This window comes from Oculatella sp. LEGE 06141 (assembly GCF_015207605.1).
Classification (GTDB): Bacteria; Cyanobacteriota; Cyanobacteriia; order Elainellales; family Elainellaceae; genus Oculatella.
Map to the genome: position 1 here is coordinate 21,561 of NZ_JADEWO010000022.1, position 14,590 is coordinate 36,150.

Annotated in this window: 11 protein-coding genes and 1 pseudogene; 10 read left to right on the top strand and 2 right to left on the bottom strand. The window is 49.4% G+C overall.

The window, feature by feature from the left end:
- Positions 1-515 precede the first annotated feature (515 nt).
- The gene (locus IQ268_RS15880; protein ID WP_193880854.1) at positions 516-4,199 is read left to right on the top strand and encodes an NB-ARC domain-containing protein; all 3,684 of its coding nucleotides are present in this window, start codon (positions 516-518) and stop codon (positions 4,197-4,199) included.
- 2 nt (positions 4,200-4,201) lie between these two features.
- A pseudogene (locus IQ268_RS32300) lies at positions 4,202-4,922 on the top strand (hypothetical protein); the annotation flags it as partial.
- A 17-nt stretch (positions 4,923-4,939) separates the two neighbouring features.
- Here IQ268_RS32300 and IQ268_RS15885 read toward each other — a convergent pair.
- A complete protein-coding gene (locus tag IQ268_RS15885) occupies positions 4,940-6,658 on the bottom strand; it encodes an ATP-binding protein (RefSeq protein WP_228035420.1) in 1,719 nt (572 codons plus the stop codon).
- A 176-nt stretch (positions 6,659-6,834) separates the two neighbouring features.
- Between IQ268_RS15885 and IQ268_RS15890 the strand changes: the two genes are divergently transcribed.
- Positions 6,835-7,641, top strand: coding sequence for a response regulator (locus IQ268_RS15890; RefSeq protein WP_193880857.1), 807 nt, complete (start codon positions 6,835-6,837; stop codon positions 7,639-7,641).
- On the opposite strand, the gene IQ268_RS15895 is transcribed toward IQ268_RS15890, so the two are convergent.
- A complete protein-coding gene (locus IQ268_RS15895; protein ID WP_193880860.1) occupies positions 7,622-7,825 on the bottom strand; it encodes a hypothetical protein in 204 nt (67 codons plus the stop codon). The two genes, IQ268_RS15890 and IQ268_RS15895, sit on opposite strands and share 20 nt — an antisense overlap.
- Positions 7,826-8,178: 353 nt before the next feature.
- On the opposite strand from IQ268_RS15895, the gene IQ268_RS15900 reads away from it, so the two are divergent.
- The 7 genes from IQ268_RS15900 (at position 8,179) to IQ268_RS15925 (ending at position 14,570) form a co-directional block, all read left to right on the top strand.
- Positions 8,179-9,753, top strand: a complete 1,575-nt coding sequence (locus IQ268_RS15900; RefSeq protein WP_193880863.1) for an ABC transporter substrate-binding protein — start codon at positions 8,179-8,181, stop codon at positions 9,751-9,753.
- Between the two features lie 11 nt (positions 9,754-9,764).
- A complete protein-coding gene (ntrB, locus tag IQ268_RS15905) occupies positions 9,765-10,598 on the top strand; it encodes a nitrate ABC transporter permease (RefSeq protein WP_193880867.1) in 834 nt (277 codons plus the stop codon).
- Entirely contained in the window at positions 10,595-11,491 is an 897-nt protein-coding gene (locus IQ268_RS15910; protein ID WP_193880870.1) for an ABC transporter ATP-binding protein, read from the top strand. The genes ntrB and IQ268_RS15910 overlap by 4 nt, the downstream gene beginning before the upstream one ends.
- A gap of 85 nt (positions 11,492-11,576) precedes the next feature.
- Entirely contained in the window at positions 11,577-12,026 is a 450-nt protein-coding gene (gene cynS, locus IQ268_RS15915; RefSeq protein WP_193880873.1) for a cyanase, read from the top strand.
- Positions 12,027-12,032: 6 nt separating this feature from the next.
- Complete coding sequence (locus IQ268_RS32930) at positions 12,033-12,164, top strand: hypothetical protein (RefSeq protein WP_255527205.1); 132 nt, start codon at positions 12,033-12,035, stop codon at positions 12,162-12,164.
- Between the two features lie 522 nt (positions 12,165-12,686).
- Positions 12,687-12,881, top strand: a complete 195-nt coding sequence (locus tag IQ268_RS15920) for a hypothetical protein (protein WP_193880876.1) — start codon at positions 12,687-12,689, stop codon at positions 12,879-12,881.
- A gap of 186 nt (positions 12,882-13,067) precedes the next feature.
- Positions 13,068-14,570 (top strand): CHRD domain-containing protein, encoded by a 1,503-nt coding sequence (locus IQ268_RS15925; RefSeq protein ID WP_228035421.1) that lies wholly within the window; start codon positions 13,068-13,070, stop codon positions 14,568-14,570.
- The last annotated feature ends 20 nt before the right edge of the window (positions 14,571-14,590 follow it).

The window sequence follows — 14,590 nt, forward strand, 5'->3', positions numbered from 1 at the left end:
CTTTAGTTTCTTAATGTCTCTGGCTTAACCCTGCTGCGACACTAACAAGATACACCGCAAGATTTTGATAAAACAGCGCAAGAATTGGGCTTCAGGGTTGACGGAGCTTTTCCTCGACTTGAGTGATTGAAACTCAAGTCGAGGAATTCACCATACAGACGCATCGCTCAATGGAGAGTGTTTTCAGGATCTCAACTGGTTGCCTCAGGAGTTATTGACCCGGCAATAAAAGATTTGGCATAAGGGATTGGGGTTCGACTCCGCTCACCCCACACGGGAGTGAGTGCTGAGCGGAGTCCAAACACGGTTTGCCCTAAGAACAATGGCTGCCAGGTTAATAGGAGAGGATTACGCCATCCTGCAACTGTTGCATACTCAGGCAGATCTTATGTCCAAAGATAGATCTTGGAGCAGAACCACCTTAAGATCAATACTAGATTTCTGAAGCCTGATATTCTCTTGTTGTCATTGCCCTCCGTTCGGAAGATTAATTCCTTTCCTTTGCTGGCTGGAGTATGAATGCTAATGCCAAAAAAGCCAGGCGGCGTGGAGGCTCATCTGCACGGGTGAGAGGAGTTGTTCTGTCACCTCATGGATGGCAACGGTTTCAAGCCGCAAAGCAACAGATAGAGTCGGCGGAAAACTGGGGGAAACGGTTTACGCAGGAAGACCTGAATGGACGCACTGGGCTATCGCTGAATACCCTTGCCCGAATTCTGAAGCGAGAATTGGGGGTCGATCGCCAGTCGTTAGAAATTCTCTTCCAATCATTTGAACTGGAACTAACAAAGACCGATTATGTTCCTCCGATCGCGTCAGAGGAAGTGTCATCGAGGCAACGAGCCAATCCACAGCAGGACTGGGATAACGCAGTGGATGCTGCCGTGTTTTACGGTCGTGAAATCGAGTTGGCGCAACTGTGGCAGTGGATTGTGGTGGAACGTTGTCGTGTAGTTGGGCTGCTCGGCATTGGGGGAATTGGCAAAAGCACGATCGCTGTCAAAGCGGCTCTGCAAATGCAGTCCGAGTTTGAGGTGGTGGTGTGGCGATCGCTTGCCAATGCGCCCTCATTAGATGACCTGCTGTTTAGCCTGCTGAAGTTTCTGATGCCGCTGCAAGGCGACGATCCGATCATTCCTGCAAGCTTGAATGAAAAGCTTTCTAAAGTGATGCAGTATTTGCGATCACAGCGATCTCTATTGATACTGGATAACGCCGAAACCATTTTGCACAGCGAACAGGTCGGTCAATGGCAACCGGGGTATGAAGCCTATGGGCAATTTTTAAGAATGCTAGGAGAAACGCCCCACCAAAGCTGCTGCTTGCTGACCAGCCGTGAGAAACCTCGTGAAATTGCCCTATTGGATGGCGAACAGAGTGTGGTGCGATCGCTAGCCCTAAGCGGACTCACGCCCGACGACGGACGCGCCATCTTTCGGCAAAAAGGAGCATTCACCGGGTCAGATACCGAGTGGCAAACCCTGATTAATCACTATGGTGGCAACCCTCTGGCGCTGAAGTTGGTGGCATCTGCCACGCAGGATTTGTTCAACGGTAGCATTAGCGAGGTCATAGGCTATCTTGATCAAGGAACGGTTGTTTTTGAAGATATTCGCGATTTACTGGCGCGTCAGTTCAACCGCCTATCCACAGAAGAACAGAAAATTCTCTACTGGTTTGCCATTTACCGAGAGCCAGTGGCGATCGCCGAGATGCGTCAAAATGTGATTGGGTTAGCGGCTCAGCAAAGCGTTCTCCAACAAGTCAATTCGCTCCTTCGGCGATCGCTAGTTGAAAAAACAGGTAGCTTATTTTTCTTACAGCCCGTGGTCATGGAATATGTCACGGAACGATTGATTCAACAAGTTTGCACCGAATTTGTCACTCAGCAGTTGGACATTTTACAAAGTCATTCACTCTTGCGAGTGCAGGCAAAAGACTATATCCGAGAGATACAATTGCGGTTGATCATGCAGCCTGTGATGGAGTGGCTGTTATCAGCTTACAGAAATGTAGCAGAAGTTGAGGAGAGAGCCAGACAGCTACTCGCAGAGCAGCGCCAACAATCTGGCTATGCAGCAGGGAATTTGATCAATCTTTTGGTTCAATTCAAAGTCGATTTGCGCGGTGCTGACTTTTCTGAACTTGTGGTGCAGCAGGCGGATCTACGGCAGGTTAGTCTGGTAGGGGTCAACTTTAAAAATGCTGATTTAGCAACATCCATCTTTTCAGAAACCCTTGGGAACGGCATTTCTATCGATATCAGCCCCGATGGACAAATGGTTGCAGTGGGTGATGCCAGTGGATTGGTGTATCTCTGGCACATGGAAACCACTCAACTGCTGACCACCTTCATGGGACATACGGGTTGGGTGTGGTCAGTGGCGTTTAGCCCCGATGGTACTACGTTAGCCAGCAGTGGTGGCGATGCGACCGTCCGGTTATGGGATGTAAAAAGCGGTCATTGCTTACAGATCTTGACGGGACATATCGGCTGCGTTTGGTGCGTGACCTTTAGCCCTGACGGGCAGCAATTGGCGAGTGGCAGTGATGATCAAACGGTGCGGATCTGGAATCGACAAGGGCAGTGTCTTCATATTCTAGAAGGGCATCAAGAAAACGTTTATTCGGTTCATTTCTCACCCGATAATCAAACATTGGCCAGCGGCAGTAAAGATACCTTCATTCGGATTTGGCAGGTGAGCAACGGCAACTGCCTGGGACTATTAGAGGGACATACGGAGAGCGTTCGTTGCGTACGCTACAGTCCAGATGGTCAGCAGCTTGCTAGCAGCAGCCACGACCATTCCATTCGACTGTGGAATGACCTGCCTGATGCTACAGCCAGTCCATTAGAACCCCAAACATCCCTGTGTAGTATCAAGGTACTGCGTGGACACACCAACTGGGTTTGGAGTCTTGCGTTTAGCCCCGATGGTACCATTTTGGCAAGTGGCAGTGACGATGGCACGCTGCGCCTTTGGGTGGTTCAAGAAGAACAGTGTATCAATGTGCTGAATAGTCAAGGCAATGATATTTTTGCGATCGCCATTGTGGGTCAACGGCTTGTCAGTGTCAGTCGCGATCAGGCAGTGCGGCTATGGGATCTGCATGGACAGAACCTTAAAACATGGCGCGGTTATAGCAGTGGCATTCGCTCTCTGAGCCTCAGTCCAGTTTGCGTCACAACCTCAGTAGGAGATGTACACCTGCTTGCCAGCGGGAGTCAGGATGAAATGATTCACCTGTGGCAGATACAGCCTGACCAGCCTCTATCATCGCCTCGCCCGACTCGAAGCTTTTCTCAGGCAACCAGTTGGCTTTCCTCGGTAAGCTTTCATCCTAACGGTCAAACAGTGGCTAGCAATAGACAGGATAGCCCTTTAATTGCTCTATGGAATGTGCAAACAGGTCACTGCCAGCAATGGAATTCTGGTCATGCTGAGTCGGTCAAAACCGTGCTTTTTAGTCCAGGCGGAGACATCCTGGCAAGTGGTAGTTTTGATCGTACCGTGAGACTATGGGATACCCAAACACATCAGTGCTTGCAGGTTTTGCGGGGTCATGAGAGTGGAATTTGGGCGATCGCTTTCAACGCCAAAGGTACGCGGTTAGCCAGCGGCAGTTTTGACCACACCGTTCGCCTTTGGGATCTGCACGGAGCGTGTTTACAGGTTTTGCGCGGGCATACCGGAGGAATTTACACGCTGGCGTTTCATCCCGATGGTGAGCGACTGGTGAGCGGCAGTTTTGACCGTACCATTCGCGTTTGGAGCCTGCAATCTGGAGAATGTTTACAGATTTTGCCGGAGCATACGGGAGGGGTCTGGAGTCTGGCGATCAGTCCCGATGGTCGTACGCTAGCCAGTGGGGGCGATCGCACCATTCGATTGTGGAATCTCAAAACAGGCGAATGTATTCAGGTTTTACACGGGCATACCCGCTGGATCTCAACGCTAATTTTTATCCCTCCAACGTCTTCGGTATCCTACCCAGCCAGAAACGTGTCACCAAGCACAGAGCCATTCTTGGTCAGTGGGAGTCACGATCAAACGATTAAGCTATGGAATGCCCAAACGGGGGAGTGTCTCAGCACACTCATGGCCGATCGGCTGTATGAAGGCATGAACATTCGAGGGGCAACGGGGTTAACGAACGCTCAAAAAGCAACACTGAGTGCATTAGGGGCACTGATATAAGCATTGAAGTTTGTCGGATATTGAATATCGGTCGCAATACGTCAGACCTGTGGTTGAAGCAGGAAGAAGAAACGGGAAATTGACGAGCTATCCGTGGGTATCAGCAAGGGAATCGACATACAGCAGTTCTCAATCGAGTCAGCCATAGTCTCGCCAGGATGGGGGTGAGGTGTAGGGCTTGGTGTGTGGTGAATGCAAATGAAAATGGCTGTAAGATTACCGATTGAAGTCGCTTTGGTGAATTTGCCAAAACTCATGGAGGTAAAACTCAAGTTAGAGTGGCAAGTTTGTGGGGTGAGCATGTGACGCAGCAGGATATCAGTCGGGCATTGGGTAAGATTGGATTCAGTCGAAAAAGACATACGGCTACCGGGAACGAGATGAACTGAAGCGTCAGGAGTTTCAAGAACGGTTAACGCACAAGTTGCCCCATCAGATTGTCTATGTCGATGCAGGCATTGATAATCGAGACGATTATCCTTACGCTTACTGCGAGATTCGGCAACGTTCTATGCGCTTAAATCCGCTAAACGCACTAGAATGAATCAGTTGGATCAGCCGCACTGCGGGAGAGCAGCATCTTTGCGCCCATGAACTTTGCTGGATACTGCCACTTGGTGGTTTGTGTTGAAGAATTGGATGCGGCAACGGTGGGATGAGTTTGATAGCTTTCGAGGTTGTGTCGATGCTGCCTTCAAAGAATGTCCTAACGTAACTGCGTAGGGCTATAGAAACTGTTATCACTTAAGATGAGGCGGAATGGTCACGGTGAAAGTAGTACCAGATCCCAGTTCACTATCGACCTGAATTTTACCCTGCAATAGATCTACAAACTCTTTGACAATGCTGAGTCCCAGCCCGGTTCCTGGAATGTTGCTCACGTTTCTACCGCGATGGAATGGTTCGAACAAATAGGGTTCATCTTCTGGGGCAATGCCAATTCCACGGTCTTTGATTTGAAATACGATCTGCTGCTTTTGACGGGATAGCCTGAATTGAACTTCTCCCCCGTTGGGAGAGTAACGAATGGAATTAGACAGGATGTTCGCTAGAATCGATCGCAGCAATGTTTCGTCGGCTTTGAGCATCAGTGATTTGTTGCGGCTGACAAACTTAATCTGAACTGAATTGACATTGGGTTGATGTTCCAAGATGAGACTACGACAAAACTGAACCAGATCAATGGTGTCGGGCTGAATATCAATACGTTTAGCTTCTACCTTACTGATCATCAGGATATCGTCAATCATTTGAGTCATGCGCTCAACGTTGGCTTTGATACCGTAGAGGTAGCTTTCCTTCTGCTCAGAGGTGAGATGACTGTCATAGCGTTCAACGGACGACACGGAGAGCAAAATATTGTTCAACGGATTGCGAAATTCGTGACACACCATTGATACCATGCGCGATCGCAACTCGCTCAGCTCCTTCAATTGGTCGTTTAATTGACGCAGTTCTACTGTGCGTTCTCGTACCTTTTGCTCTAAATCTTCATTGGCTTGATGTAAGACTGCCTCTGCCCATTTGCGTTTTGTGATATCCCGAAAGGCAACAACCGCACCAATTAGCTCTCCTTGCTCATCACGCATGGGCGTACTAATATACTCTACTGGAAAGCTGGTGCCATCTTTGCGCCAAAAGACTTCATTGGCTACACGATGAATAATACCGTCATGAAAAGCCGCATAAATAGGGCAAGCCTCTTTAGGGTATAACGTTTTATCAGAGCGGGAATGATGCAGAATGTCATGCATAGACTGACCAATCAGTTCTTGTCCATCCCAACCGATCATATGTGCCGCTGCTGGATTTACAAACGTCGCGTTTCCCTGTAAATCCACACCATAAACGCCTTCCCCGATCGCGTTCAGGATAAGCTGATGCTGACGTCGCAGGCTTTCCAGATCCGCATGAGCCAGGGTCGTTTGCTCTAAACGCACCAGGCGGCTGTAGACGGCAAACAGCCTGGTGGTGCTGGTCAGCCCAATTCCATCTGGCAGGTGGATAACAATAGGCTCCTGTAAATCAAAGTCAGGCCGATCCAGGATAAGCGAAATGACATCTTTGAGAGGCAATTGATGATCAATGATCAAATAGTCCAAGACAGTGTGCCACCATGCCTCTACCGCTGGCAGGGGTTGGTCGAGTGCAGCACGCCACTGTTGGCGATCGCATCGCCACTGTAAAAACTGCCGTCGTGACACTAACCCCACCGCATGAGTCGAGCCAAGCTCGCGATCAACCAAAACACCCGTTGCCTGAGGATGCTGCCGAAAAAAGGTGGCCATTTGTCGATAGGTCGTCTGAACTGGAACAGTTTGAGTTTCCAACAACAGATCTTTGAGAATGATGTTGACCGAAACTAACGTTGAATTGAACGTCTGGTTGGTCAAAAATGGTTGCTTGCTCGTCGCCCGCAGATGAGATGACCTGGAAGACAGTCGGTAATAGTGCTGCATGGTCAAACTGACCTGATTGAAAGGGTAATTGAACTATGACTTAAGCAGCGAATCCGTTGCCAGCAAACGGATTCAGAGTAGCGCGATCGACCAGCCCGATCAATACTGTAGTGCATTACACATAAACCTTAGCGTAAAACGATTAATAAAAAACATAGCGAAACTCCTCAACTCTGATGAAAAAAGTTTTAGTCATTGAGGACGAAACCCAAACCAGAGATATTTTCTTGAGGTGCTTAACCTTCGAGGGCTTCTGTGCGTTAGGGGCAGAAAATGGGTCAGTTGGCATTAAGCTGGCACAGACTCACTTACCCGATTTGATTGTTTGCGACGTAATGATGCCCGATTTAGACGGTCATCGTGTTTTGACAACCCTACGACAGAACTCAGCCACTGCCGCTATTCCACTGATTTTTCTAACCGCAAAGGTAACAATGGCCGATCTGCGGCAGGGAATGCAATTGGGCGCAGATGATTATTTAATCAAACCCTGCACCGTTGAACAGTTCTTGTCAGCGATCGCCATCCGTTTAGAGCGGCAAGAAGTCTTAAAACGCGCCTATTCCGAGGAACAGCAGCCCGACTCAGACTTATCAGAGGATAGTTCTGCTGCCTCTAGCTCTACAATCTTTCCCGACTGTCCCAAACTGATGCCAGTCTTTGAATTTATCGAAGCTCATTACAACCAGACTATTAGCCTCAGCGATGTAGCGCAAGCCGTTGGCTATTCTCCAGCGTATTTAACCAGCTTAGTACAAAGCCAGACAGGCCGAACCGTTAAACGCTGGATCATTGAACGGCGCATGGCACAAGCCAGAACCTTACTCATGGACACCACTCAATCCATTGGAACAATTGCTGAAGCCGTAGGGTATGCCGACGTAAGCTACTTCATTCGTTTATTCCGTCAACTTCACAGCACTTCCCCACACGTCTGGCGTAACTCAATTGACTCCCGTTCCATCAACGCGCAAGCAGGTTAGCTTTTTTCTGCACCACTGCGATCGCCCCCTTTTCTGGCCTGCCGTAGACAGAAATTCCTCGATCGCCCCAATAAACGCCCGAACCGAAGCCGATGCGAAGCGACTTCCCCAGACTCACCATTAACTCCTTCGGAGGGGGTCTGGGGGAAGCGGGCCGTCCCCCAGTCAGGGGGTTTGGGGGCATCCCCCGATGCTCGAATTTCCAGCAGTAAAGTTCAAAACAGAAACCAATCATCACTCCAGTCTTTCCTCAACCAGAGGATGGCTACTCTCCAACAACCTCCAACCCATAGCTGAACGCCGATCAGCAATGCCCACCGTACAGGTATATCAAGCTTTCAGCCATGCCAATGCAGCTTGTATCTGTGCCATGTAGCGATGAGACTGATTCATCCTACATCGAAAGAAAGTCCTACTTCTGCCAAAAAAGCTCCAATGCTATTTCCAAAAAGCCTTGATACCTTACACACAAGCATTTCAGCCGTGCGATCGCAACCAGCCAGCCCATTGTCTTACCCGTTCATGTGAGTTTGTCCTATGTCAGTAAGACCATTATCAACTCAGCCTGATATCGCCCGCTGCCCCTGTGGTGGAAACCACTTCCCCCAAGACCACTGGGAATTTCTGGAAAGTATGCCCCAGTCTCCAACCGACATGGTTTCCGATCTGATCAAAATGGGGATCTACAAACCACAAGCCCTGGACTTAGCTCATACCATGACTCAAGTTGAGCTAAGAGAAGCCCTCCTGCTGCATCAAATTAGTGGCGGCAACCCCGAACGTGAACGCCTGTGCCGAGAACTGATCAAAGAAGCAGGAGGCTTAGACCAGGCATTAGCCGCCGCCTTTGGTGTTCACGCAACCGAGTTTTTTGGCAACACTATTCGCAATGGTGACTTCAGCCGCCGTGATTTCCTTAAAAAAGTAGCCGTCGCTGGCGCACTCATTGCAATGGCGAGCTGCGCCAACTCCGCCAATGACTCATCCCCCACCGCCGCCGCTCCCAGTGCAGACACACCAACCAACCTGGAGAAAACCGAGCTAAAAATCGGCTTCATTCCAATCACCTGCGCCACGCCCATTGTGATGTCAGAACCGCTGGGGTTCTACGAAAAATATGGGTTAGATGTATCCGTGATCAAGATGCCAAACTGGGCCGCCGTCAGAGATTCAGCGATCGCCGGAGAACTCGACGCTTATCATATGCTCTCTCCCATGCCGATCGCCATCACCCTGGGACTCGGTTCAGCCTCGTTTCCCGTCAAACTAGCCAGCATTGAAAACATCAACGGTCAAGCCATCACCGTTGCCCTGAAACACAAAGACACCGTTAGAGGGCCAGAAGACTTCAAAGGCTTCAAGATTGGCGTGCCGTTCCCCTTCTCGATGCATAACCTGCTAATTCGCTATTACCTGGCAACAGGCGGACTTGACCCCGATCGAGACGTACAAATCTTCCCCGTACCACCACCCGATAGCGTCGCCAAAATGACAGCAGACGAACTCGACGCAATGCTGATGCCCGACCCATTCAATCAACGAGCCGTATACGAAGGCGTAGGATACATCCATATCCTCAGCAAAGACCTGTGGGATGGTCATCCTTGCTGCGCCTTTGCTGCCAGCCAGGAGTGGATCGATACCAACCCCAACACCTTCAAAGCCGTCAATAAGGCGATCGTTGACGCAGCAGGCTACGCCAACGATCCCGCAAATCGACAAACTATTGCAGAAGCACTGATTGAACGACAGTACTTAAACCAACCGCTGGAAGTGGTGCAAGCCGTATTGACGGGCACCTTTGATGATGGCTTAGGCAATACCCAGGAAGTTGCCGACCGGATTGGATTTGACCCCTATCCCTGGAAAAGTTTCTCCAAGTGGATCTCGTCCCAACTAGTGCGGTGGGATCTAATGACCGATGATAAAGCCGACTATGATGCGATCGCTCAGGATATCTTTTTAACCGACATTGCAGCCGAATTACAGACCGAACTGGGACAAACCCCACCCACCGAAACAGAACGAGTCGAAACGCTAAAATTTGATACCTTTGATCCGGCCAATCCTAAAGCGTATGTTGACGAACAAATCAAAACCTACAACCTATAGGACGATGCCGTATGACCAATCACATCCTGCAACCCGCACTCTCTCGCCCAAAACCATTCACACTCTCCACCAACCAAAAAGCGATTCTGCTATTTCTAGCCATCCTGATTGTGACACTGGTGTTTTGGGAAACGGGCGCAAGGCTCGAATTATTTTCACCATTAATGCCCTCGGCCAGTGAAACCTTCAAGGACTTCTGGTTTTGGGTATCCGATCCGTTCTTTGATTATGGCCCCAACGATAAGGGAATCGGGCTGCTGTTACTAACCAGCCTACGACGGGTACTCATTGGTTTTACCATTGGAGCAGCGATCGCCATTCCCCTGGGCATCCTGATCGGGCTATCAGATGTCGCGTCCAGAGCCGTCGATCCGTTCATTCAAATCCTAAAACCCGTATCTCCCCTGGCATGGCTACCATTGGGTTTGGGTCTGCTCAAAAACTCGGAAAGTACAGCCCTGTTCGTCATTGCCATTACCAGCATCTGGCCGACCTTAATTAACACTAAGTTTGGCGTTAGCAATGTAGATCAATCCTATCTTGATGTTGCACGAACACTGGGTGCCTCTCGTTGGCGCACCTTAACTAAAGTCATTCTTCCCGCCGCTGCTCCTTACATCGTATCGGGATTACGAATTAGCATCGGCATTGCCTGGCTGGTCATTGTAGCGGCTGAAATTTTAGTGGGCGGTGCCGGAATTGGCTACTTTGTCTGGAACGAGTGGAACAACCTCAAAATCACCAGCATCATTACAGCCATTATTGTGATTGGCATTGTAGGGTTGCTGCTCGATCGGGTCTTTGGTTTGTTGCAACACTGGGTCGCATTTGGACAACGATTATGATCACTCCTCCGCACACCGTCTTCTCCGAAGCAGCAGCCATGACCTCCAGTGCTCATCTATCGATCCACAATGTTTCTAAGGTATTTCCCGGCAAGCGAGACTGGTTTAGTCGGATAACGCATCGAGCCTCCATTGATTACATTGCCCTGGATCAGATTAATCTGGATATTGAACCCAATACCTTCGTGTCGATCATTGGGCCTTCCGGTTGCGGTAAGTCAACCCTGCTCAATATTATTGCCGGACTGTCTCAACCCACTACGGGTGCGGTTACCATTGCTGGACTACCGATCGCAGGCCCCGGTTCCGACCGTGGGGTTGTCTTCCAAAACTATGCTCTGATGCCGTGGATGACCGTATTGGAAAACATTCGTTTTGCCATTGAAACGGTTAACCCCAAACTGGCAGTATCGAGACAAAAGGCGATCGCGCAGGAGTACATTGAACTAGTAGGGCTACAAGGAGCCGAACGGAAGCACCCCCACGAACTATCCGGCGGCATGAAACAGCGGGTCGGCATTGCTCGCGCCTTAGCCACCAATCCGCAAATTTTGCTGATGGATGAGCCATTTGGCGCATTGGATGCTTTAACACGCGGCTTTCTACAGGATGAAGTGGAGCGAATTTGGGAACAACAGCGTAAAACCGTGATCCTGATCACACACAGCATCGAAGAAGCGCTGCTGCTCTCCGACAAGATTGTAATGATGACCCGTGGCCCGGAGGCCAACATTGCCAGGATTCTGGATGTGCCGTTTCCTCGTCCCCGCCATCGTGAAACGCTTGATCAGCATCCCGCTTATCACGAATTAAAGGCTGAGATGGAAGCACACCTCTCGCAGGAAACTCGTGCAGTAGAAGAGTCGCGGATTCGCAGACCCGTGAAGGCTTGATGCAAGGGGGCAAGCTGATGATGAAATCTCCCCTGATTAATCATGTCCCTTAGATCCTGTTTACTGTTAATTTAAGGAGCTTATTATGCCAGCATTAGACATTCCGTCGATCACCCAGAAACTTTTAGCAGCCAAAGAAGCAACGGGCGTAACGTTTGCCGAGTTGGAAAAGTTGGTCGGTCGTGATGAGGTATGGATTGCATCGGTGTTCTATCGTCAGGCGAGCGCATCAGAGGAGGAAGCCAGCAAAATTGTGAGCGCTCTGGGGCTAGGGCCAGATATCGCCTCTGAACTGATGGCTTGCCCACTCAAGGGTTTAGGTCCGGTGGTGCCAACCGATCCGCTCATTTACCGCTTCTACGAAATTATGCAAGTCTACGGAATGCCAATCAAAGAAGTCGTGCATGAAAAATTTGGCGATGGCATCATGAGCGCGATCGACTTCACGCTTGATGTTGAAAAAGAAGAAGATCCAAAGGGCGATCGCGTCAAGGTAATCATGAATGGCAAGTTTCTACCGTACAAAAAGTGGTAAGCCGCAATGAAACGACACGCTCCGCTGAAAGGTACCCAAACAACAAACTGGCCTCAATTTGTAGTCATGATACTGGCATTCATTGGCTTATGGCAAGTTCTGCTGGGAGCCTCCACCATGCTCCGCTGGCTGTTCTAATCACCAGTATTGTTTAATCACTGCTTCAATACGGCTCAGTTCCGCTTTCATAGATCCCCGGCTACCCTTGAGCAGTCGGGGATTTGGAGGATATTTGAGAGAAATAAATGGGCTGCATTCGCCCCAACCTCCCCAAACTTGAGGCCGAGCCAGTTCTGTTTCAACGTTCCCTAGAAAAGGGGAATTTTTCGACTACGCTCAATCCATGTCCGTGCCAGCACCGTAGAACGAAGGCAACGCGTGGAGGAGTCAGCATTTCAGGGGTTTTGTTAGCCGATCAGATCTTACAGCAGTTCTCAATCGAGTAAGCCACTGTCTCGCCAGGATGGGGGTGGGTGTAGGGTTTGGTGTGTGGTGAATGCAAATGAGAATGACTGTATATATGTAAAAGCGTCGCCACTGTCGCTGCCGTCATGGAACTCTAACTAGAACTCAGTAGAACTGATTTCAGACATTTAGTTCCAGTTAGAAGACACTATTTTTTGGAAAAAGGCGCTAAATGTTGTTGCTATTTCTCGGAATTTGCTATACTTCAGAGCAAGCGAAGACGATTACTGCTTAAAACAGACTCAGAGCCTCTATGCCTACATCTATTCCCTGTTGTCAGAGGCATTGGCGCTAACTACCAAGCTTATCTTTGCATTTACCGTTTTTACCACTATCCTGGTCAATGGCATTGAACATCTGGCCACTATTTTGCTGCATTTACCCACTTAGCAACAGCAAGAACGCATAACCTTAATCAGTGTGCGCTTGCTGCTTGGTGCCGCCAGTGTGTCAGTGACCAACTGATTTCATTGATATCGCTTTATTGCCTCTAACGACAGCGATCGCTTTGAGGTCTATTTTCCTACGGTAATCGTCATCAATTGCTGTACTATTCCTAGATTTCAAGGAGTCATCATGGAAGGGTTTGACAATCAATCTGCGGATGATAAGCAGAATCTTACTCAGATAGGAAATATTGGAGGTAGCACTTCTGATGTTGACAGTTCCATAGGTGCTTCCAAAGGCTCCTTAGTGCAAGAAACTGATTTCGTCAGCGCACTCGACCAGGCCACTTCAGACCTTGAGCAAAGCAAAGAAAAGTCAGAACCGCCCAAGATGGGTACCTGTCAATTTGCTGGCACGTCGATGTGTCAATGCAACAAGACTGAAGGCCGTAATGCTTCCCTTGAAGGCACATCTGAGACAGATTCCTCCAATGATGACCATAACCACGCCAAACCTGAAGGGGCAGGCAACTTTGACTTCCATATTGATCTAGCTGCCGTTGGCCCAACTCGGGGACTTGATCCCAAGCAAGTTAGGGTAGAGCGATCGCTCAAAGAAGACATCGGCAGAAAAGGTGACCTCCTTGATCCAGGCGGCGGTCGTAACACCGTGATTGGATCGGGCGATTCGGATATTATCCTCGGCACTGGGGGTGGTTTTAACACAATCACAACCGGTACCGGCAAAGACGTGGTGATCCTGGGTAAGGAAACGACCAACCGGATCTTTGACTTTGATCCTAGCCGCGATCGGTTAGGGTTCTCCAGCGATGTCGATATCAATAATATCGTTATTGCTCAAGGGAAAAACCCTGGAAAAGGAGCACTGGATCAGCCGCTCGATTCAATCACCAGCACGCTGATTATTGACAAATCGACCAATCATATCCTGGCATCTTTGTCATTTGTTGATGCGTCAGCTCTAAGCACAGGCAATTTTAGAACCATTGATGCTGGTGCATTGGGCACCCTGGACAAAACGAAATTCAACACCCAGGAGGGCAGCGGTCAACTCAACGGAACGCGGAATCGCGACAAGTTGGTGGGTGGCAGCGGGGACGACTTCCTCTATGTGGGTAATGATGGCTTCAAAATCAAACAAGCCAAAGGGATCGACGAGTTCCCCTTCCCCACAGACAGCCCTGGAAGCACCAAAGTAGATGCCACGCTGAAAGATGGTGTGCTGAAAATCAATGGTACCTGGAAAGATTTTGATGGACTACCGCTCTTTAGCCAGGACGGTGTCGATGAAAAGATTGATCCAACCGCTACCATTCTTAATGGAGCCGATCCTGATAAGTTCACCCAGGGCTTTATCAGCGTTCCAGAAGATGTAGAGGGCAACCCCATTACAGGAGCGCACCTGCACTTTAGTCCATCTGGAGACAAGCGTGGCAACTTTGCCGATGCTACCGTTGTTCGGTTTGTCGAAACCGAAGTTAACGCCGACTTCAAATCCGGTACATTAAGGGGTGAATTTGAACTCTCGCCTGAAGAGCAAGCCGCCTTCCTGGCTGGCAACATCTACCTGAATATCCACACCAACATTGATGGTGATAAGGACGGTAAAGGTGGTTTCCCAACCGGAGAAAACCGCATCAACTTTAACCAGAACGTGGTCAAGTTTAGGTAACTAGACCTGTTCCCAATTTC

Coding starts and splice junctions, on each gene's coding strand:
- IQ268_RS15880 (WP_193880854.1), top strand. CDS start 516: ATGAATGCTAATGCCAAAAAAGCCAGGCGGCGTGGAGGCTCATCTGCA.
- IQ268_RS15895 (WP_193880860.1), bottom strand. CDS start 7,825: ATGCCCCCAAACCCCCTGACTGGGGGACGGCCCGCTTCCCCCAGACCC.
- IQ268_RS15900 (WP_193880863.1), top strand. CDS start 8,179: ATGTCAGTAAGACCATTATCAACTCAGCCTGATATCGCCCGCTGCCCC.
- IQ268_RS15890 (WP_193880857.1), top strand. CDS start 6,835: ATGAAAAAAGTTTTAGTCATTGAGGACGAAACCCAAACCAGAGATATT.
- IQ268_RS15885 (WP_228035420.1), bottom strand. CDS start 6,658: ATGCAGCACTATTACCGACTGTCTTCCAGGTCATCTCATCTGCGGGCG.
- cynS (WP_193880873.1), top strand. CDS start 11,577: ATGCCAGCATTAGACATTCCGTCGATCACCCAGAAACTTTTAGCAGCC.
- IQ268_RS15910 (WP_193880870.1), top strand. CDS start 10,595: ATGATCACTCCTCCGCACACCGTCTTCTCCGAAGCAGCAGCCATGACC.
- ntrB (WP_193880867.1), top strand. CDS start 9,765: ATGACCAATCACATCCTGCAACCCGCACTCTCTCGCCCAAAACCATTC.
- IQ268_RS32930 (WP_255527205.1), top strand. CDS start 12,033: ATGAAACGACACGCTCCGCTGAAAGGTACCCAAACAACAAACTGGCCT.
- IQ268_RS15925 (WP_228035421.1), top strand. CDS start 13,068: ATGGAAGGGTTTGACAATCAATCTGCGGATGATAAGCAGAATCTTACT.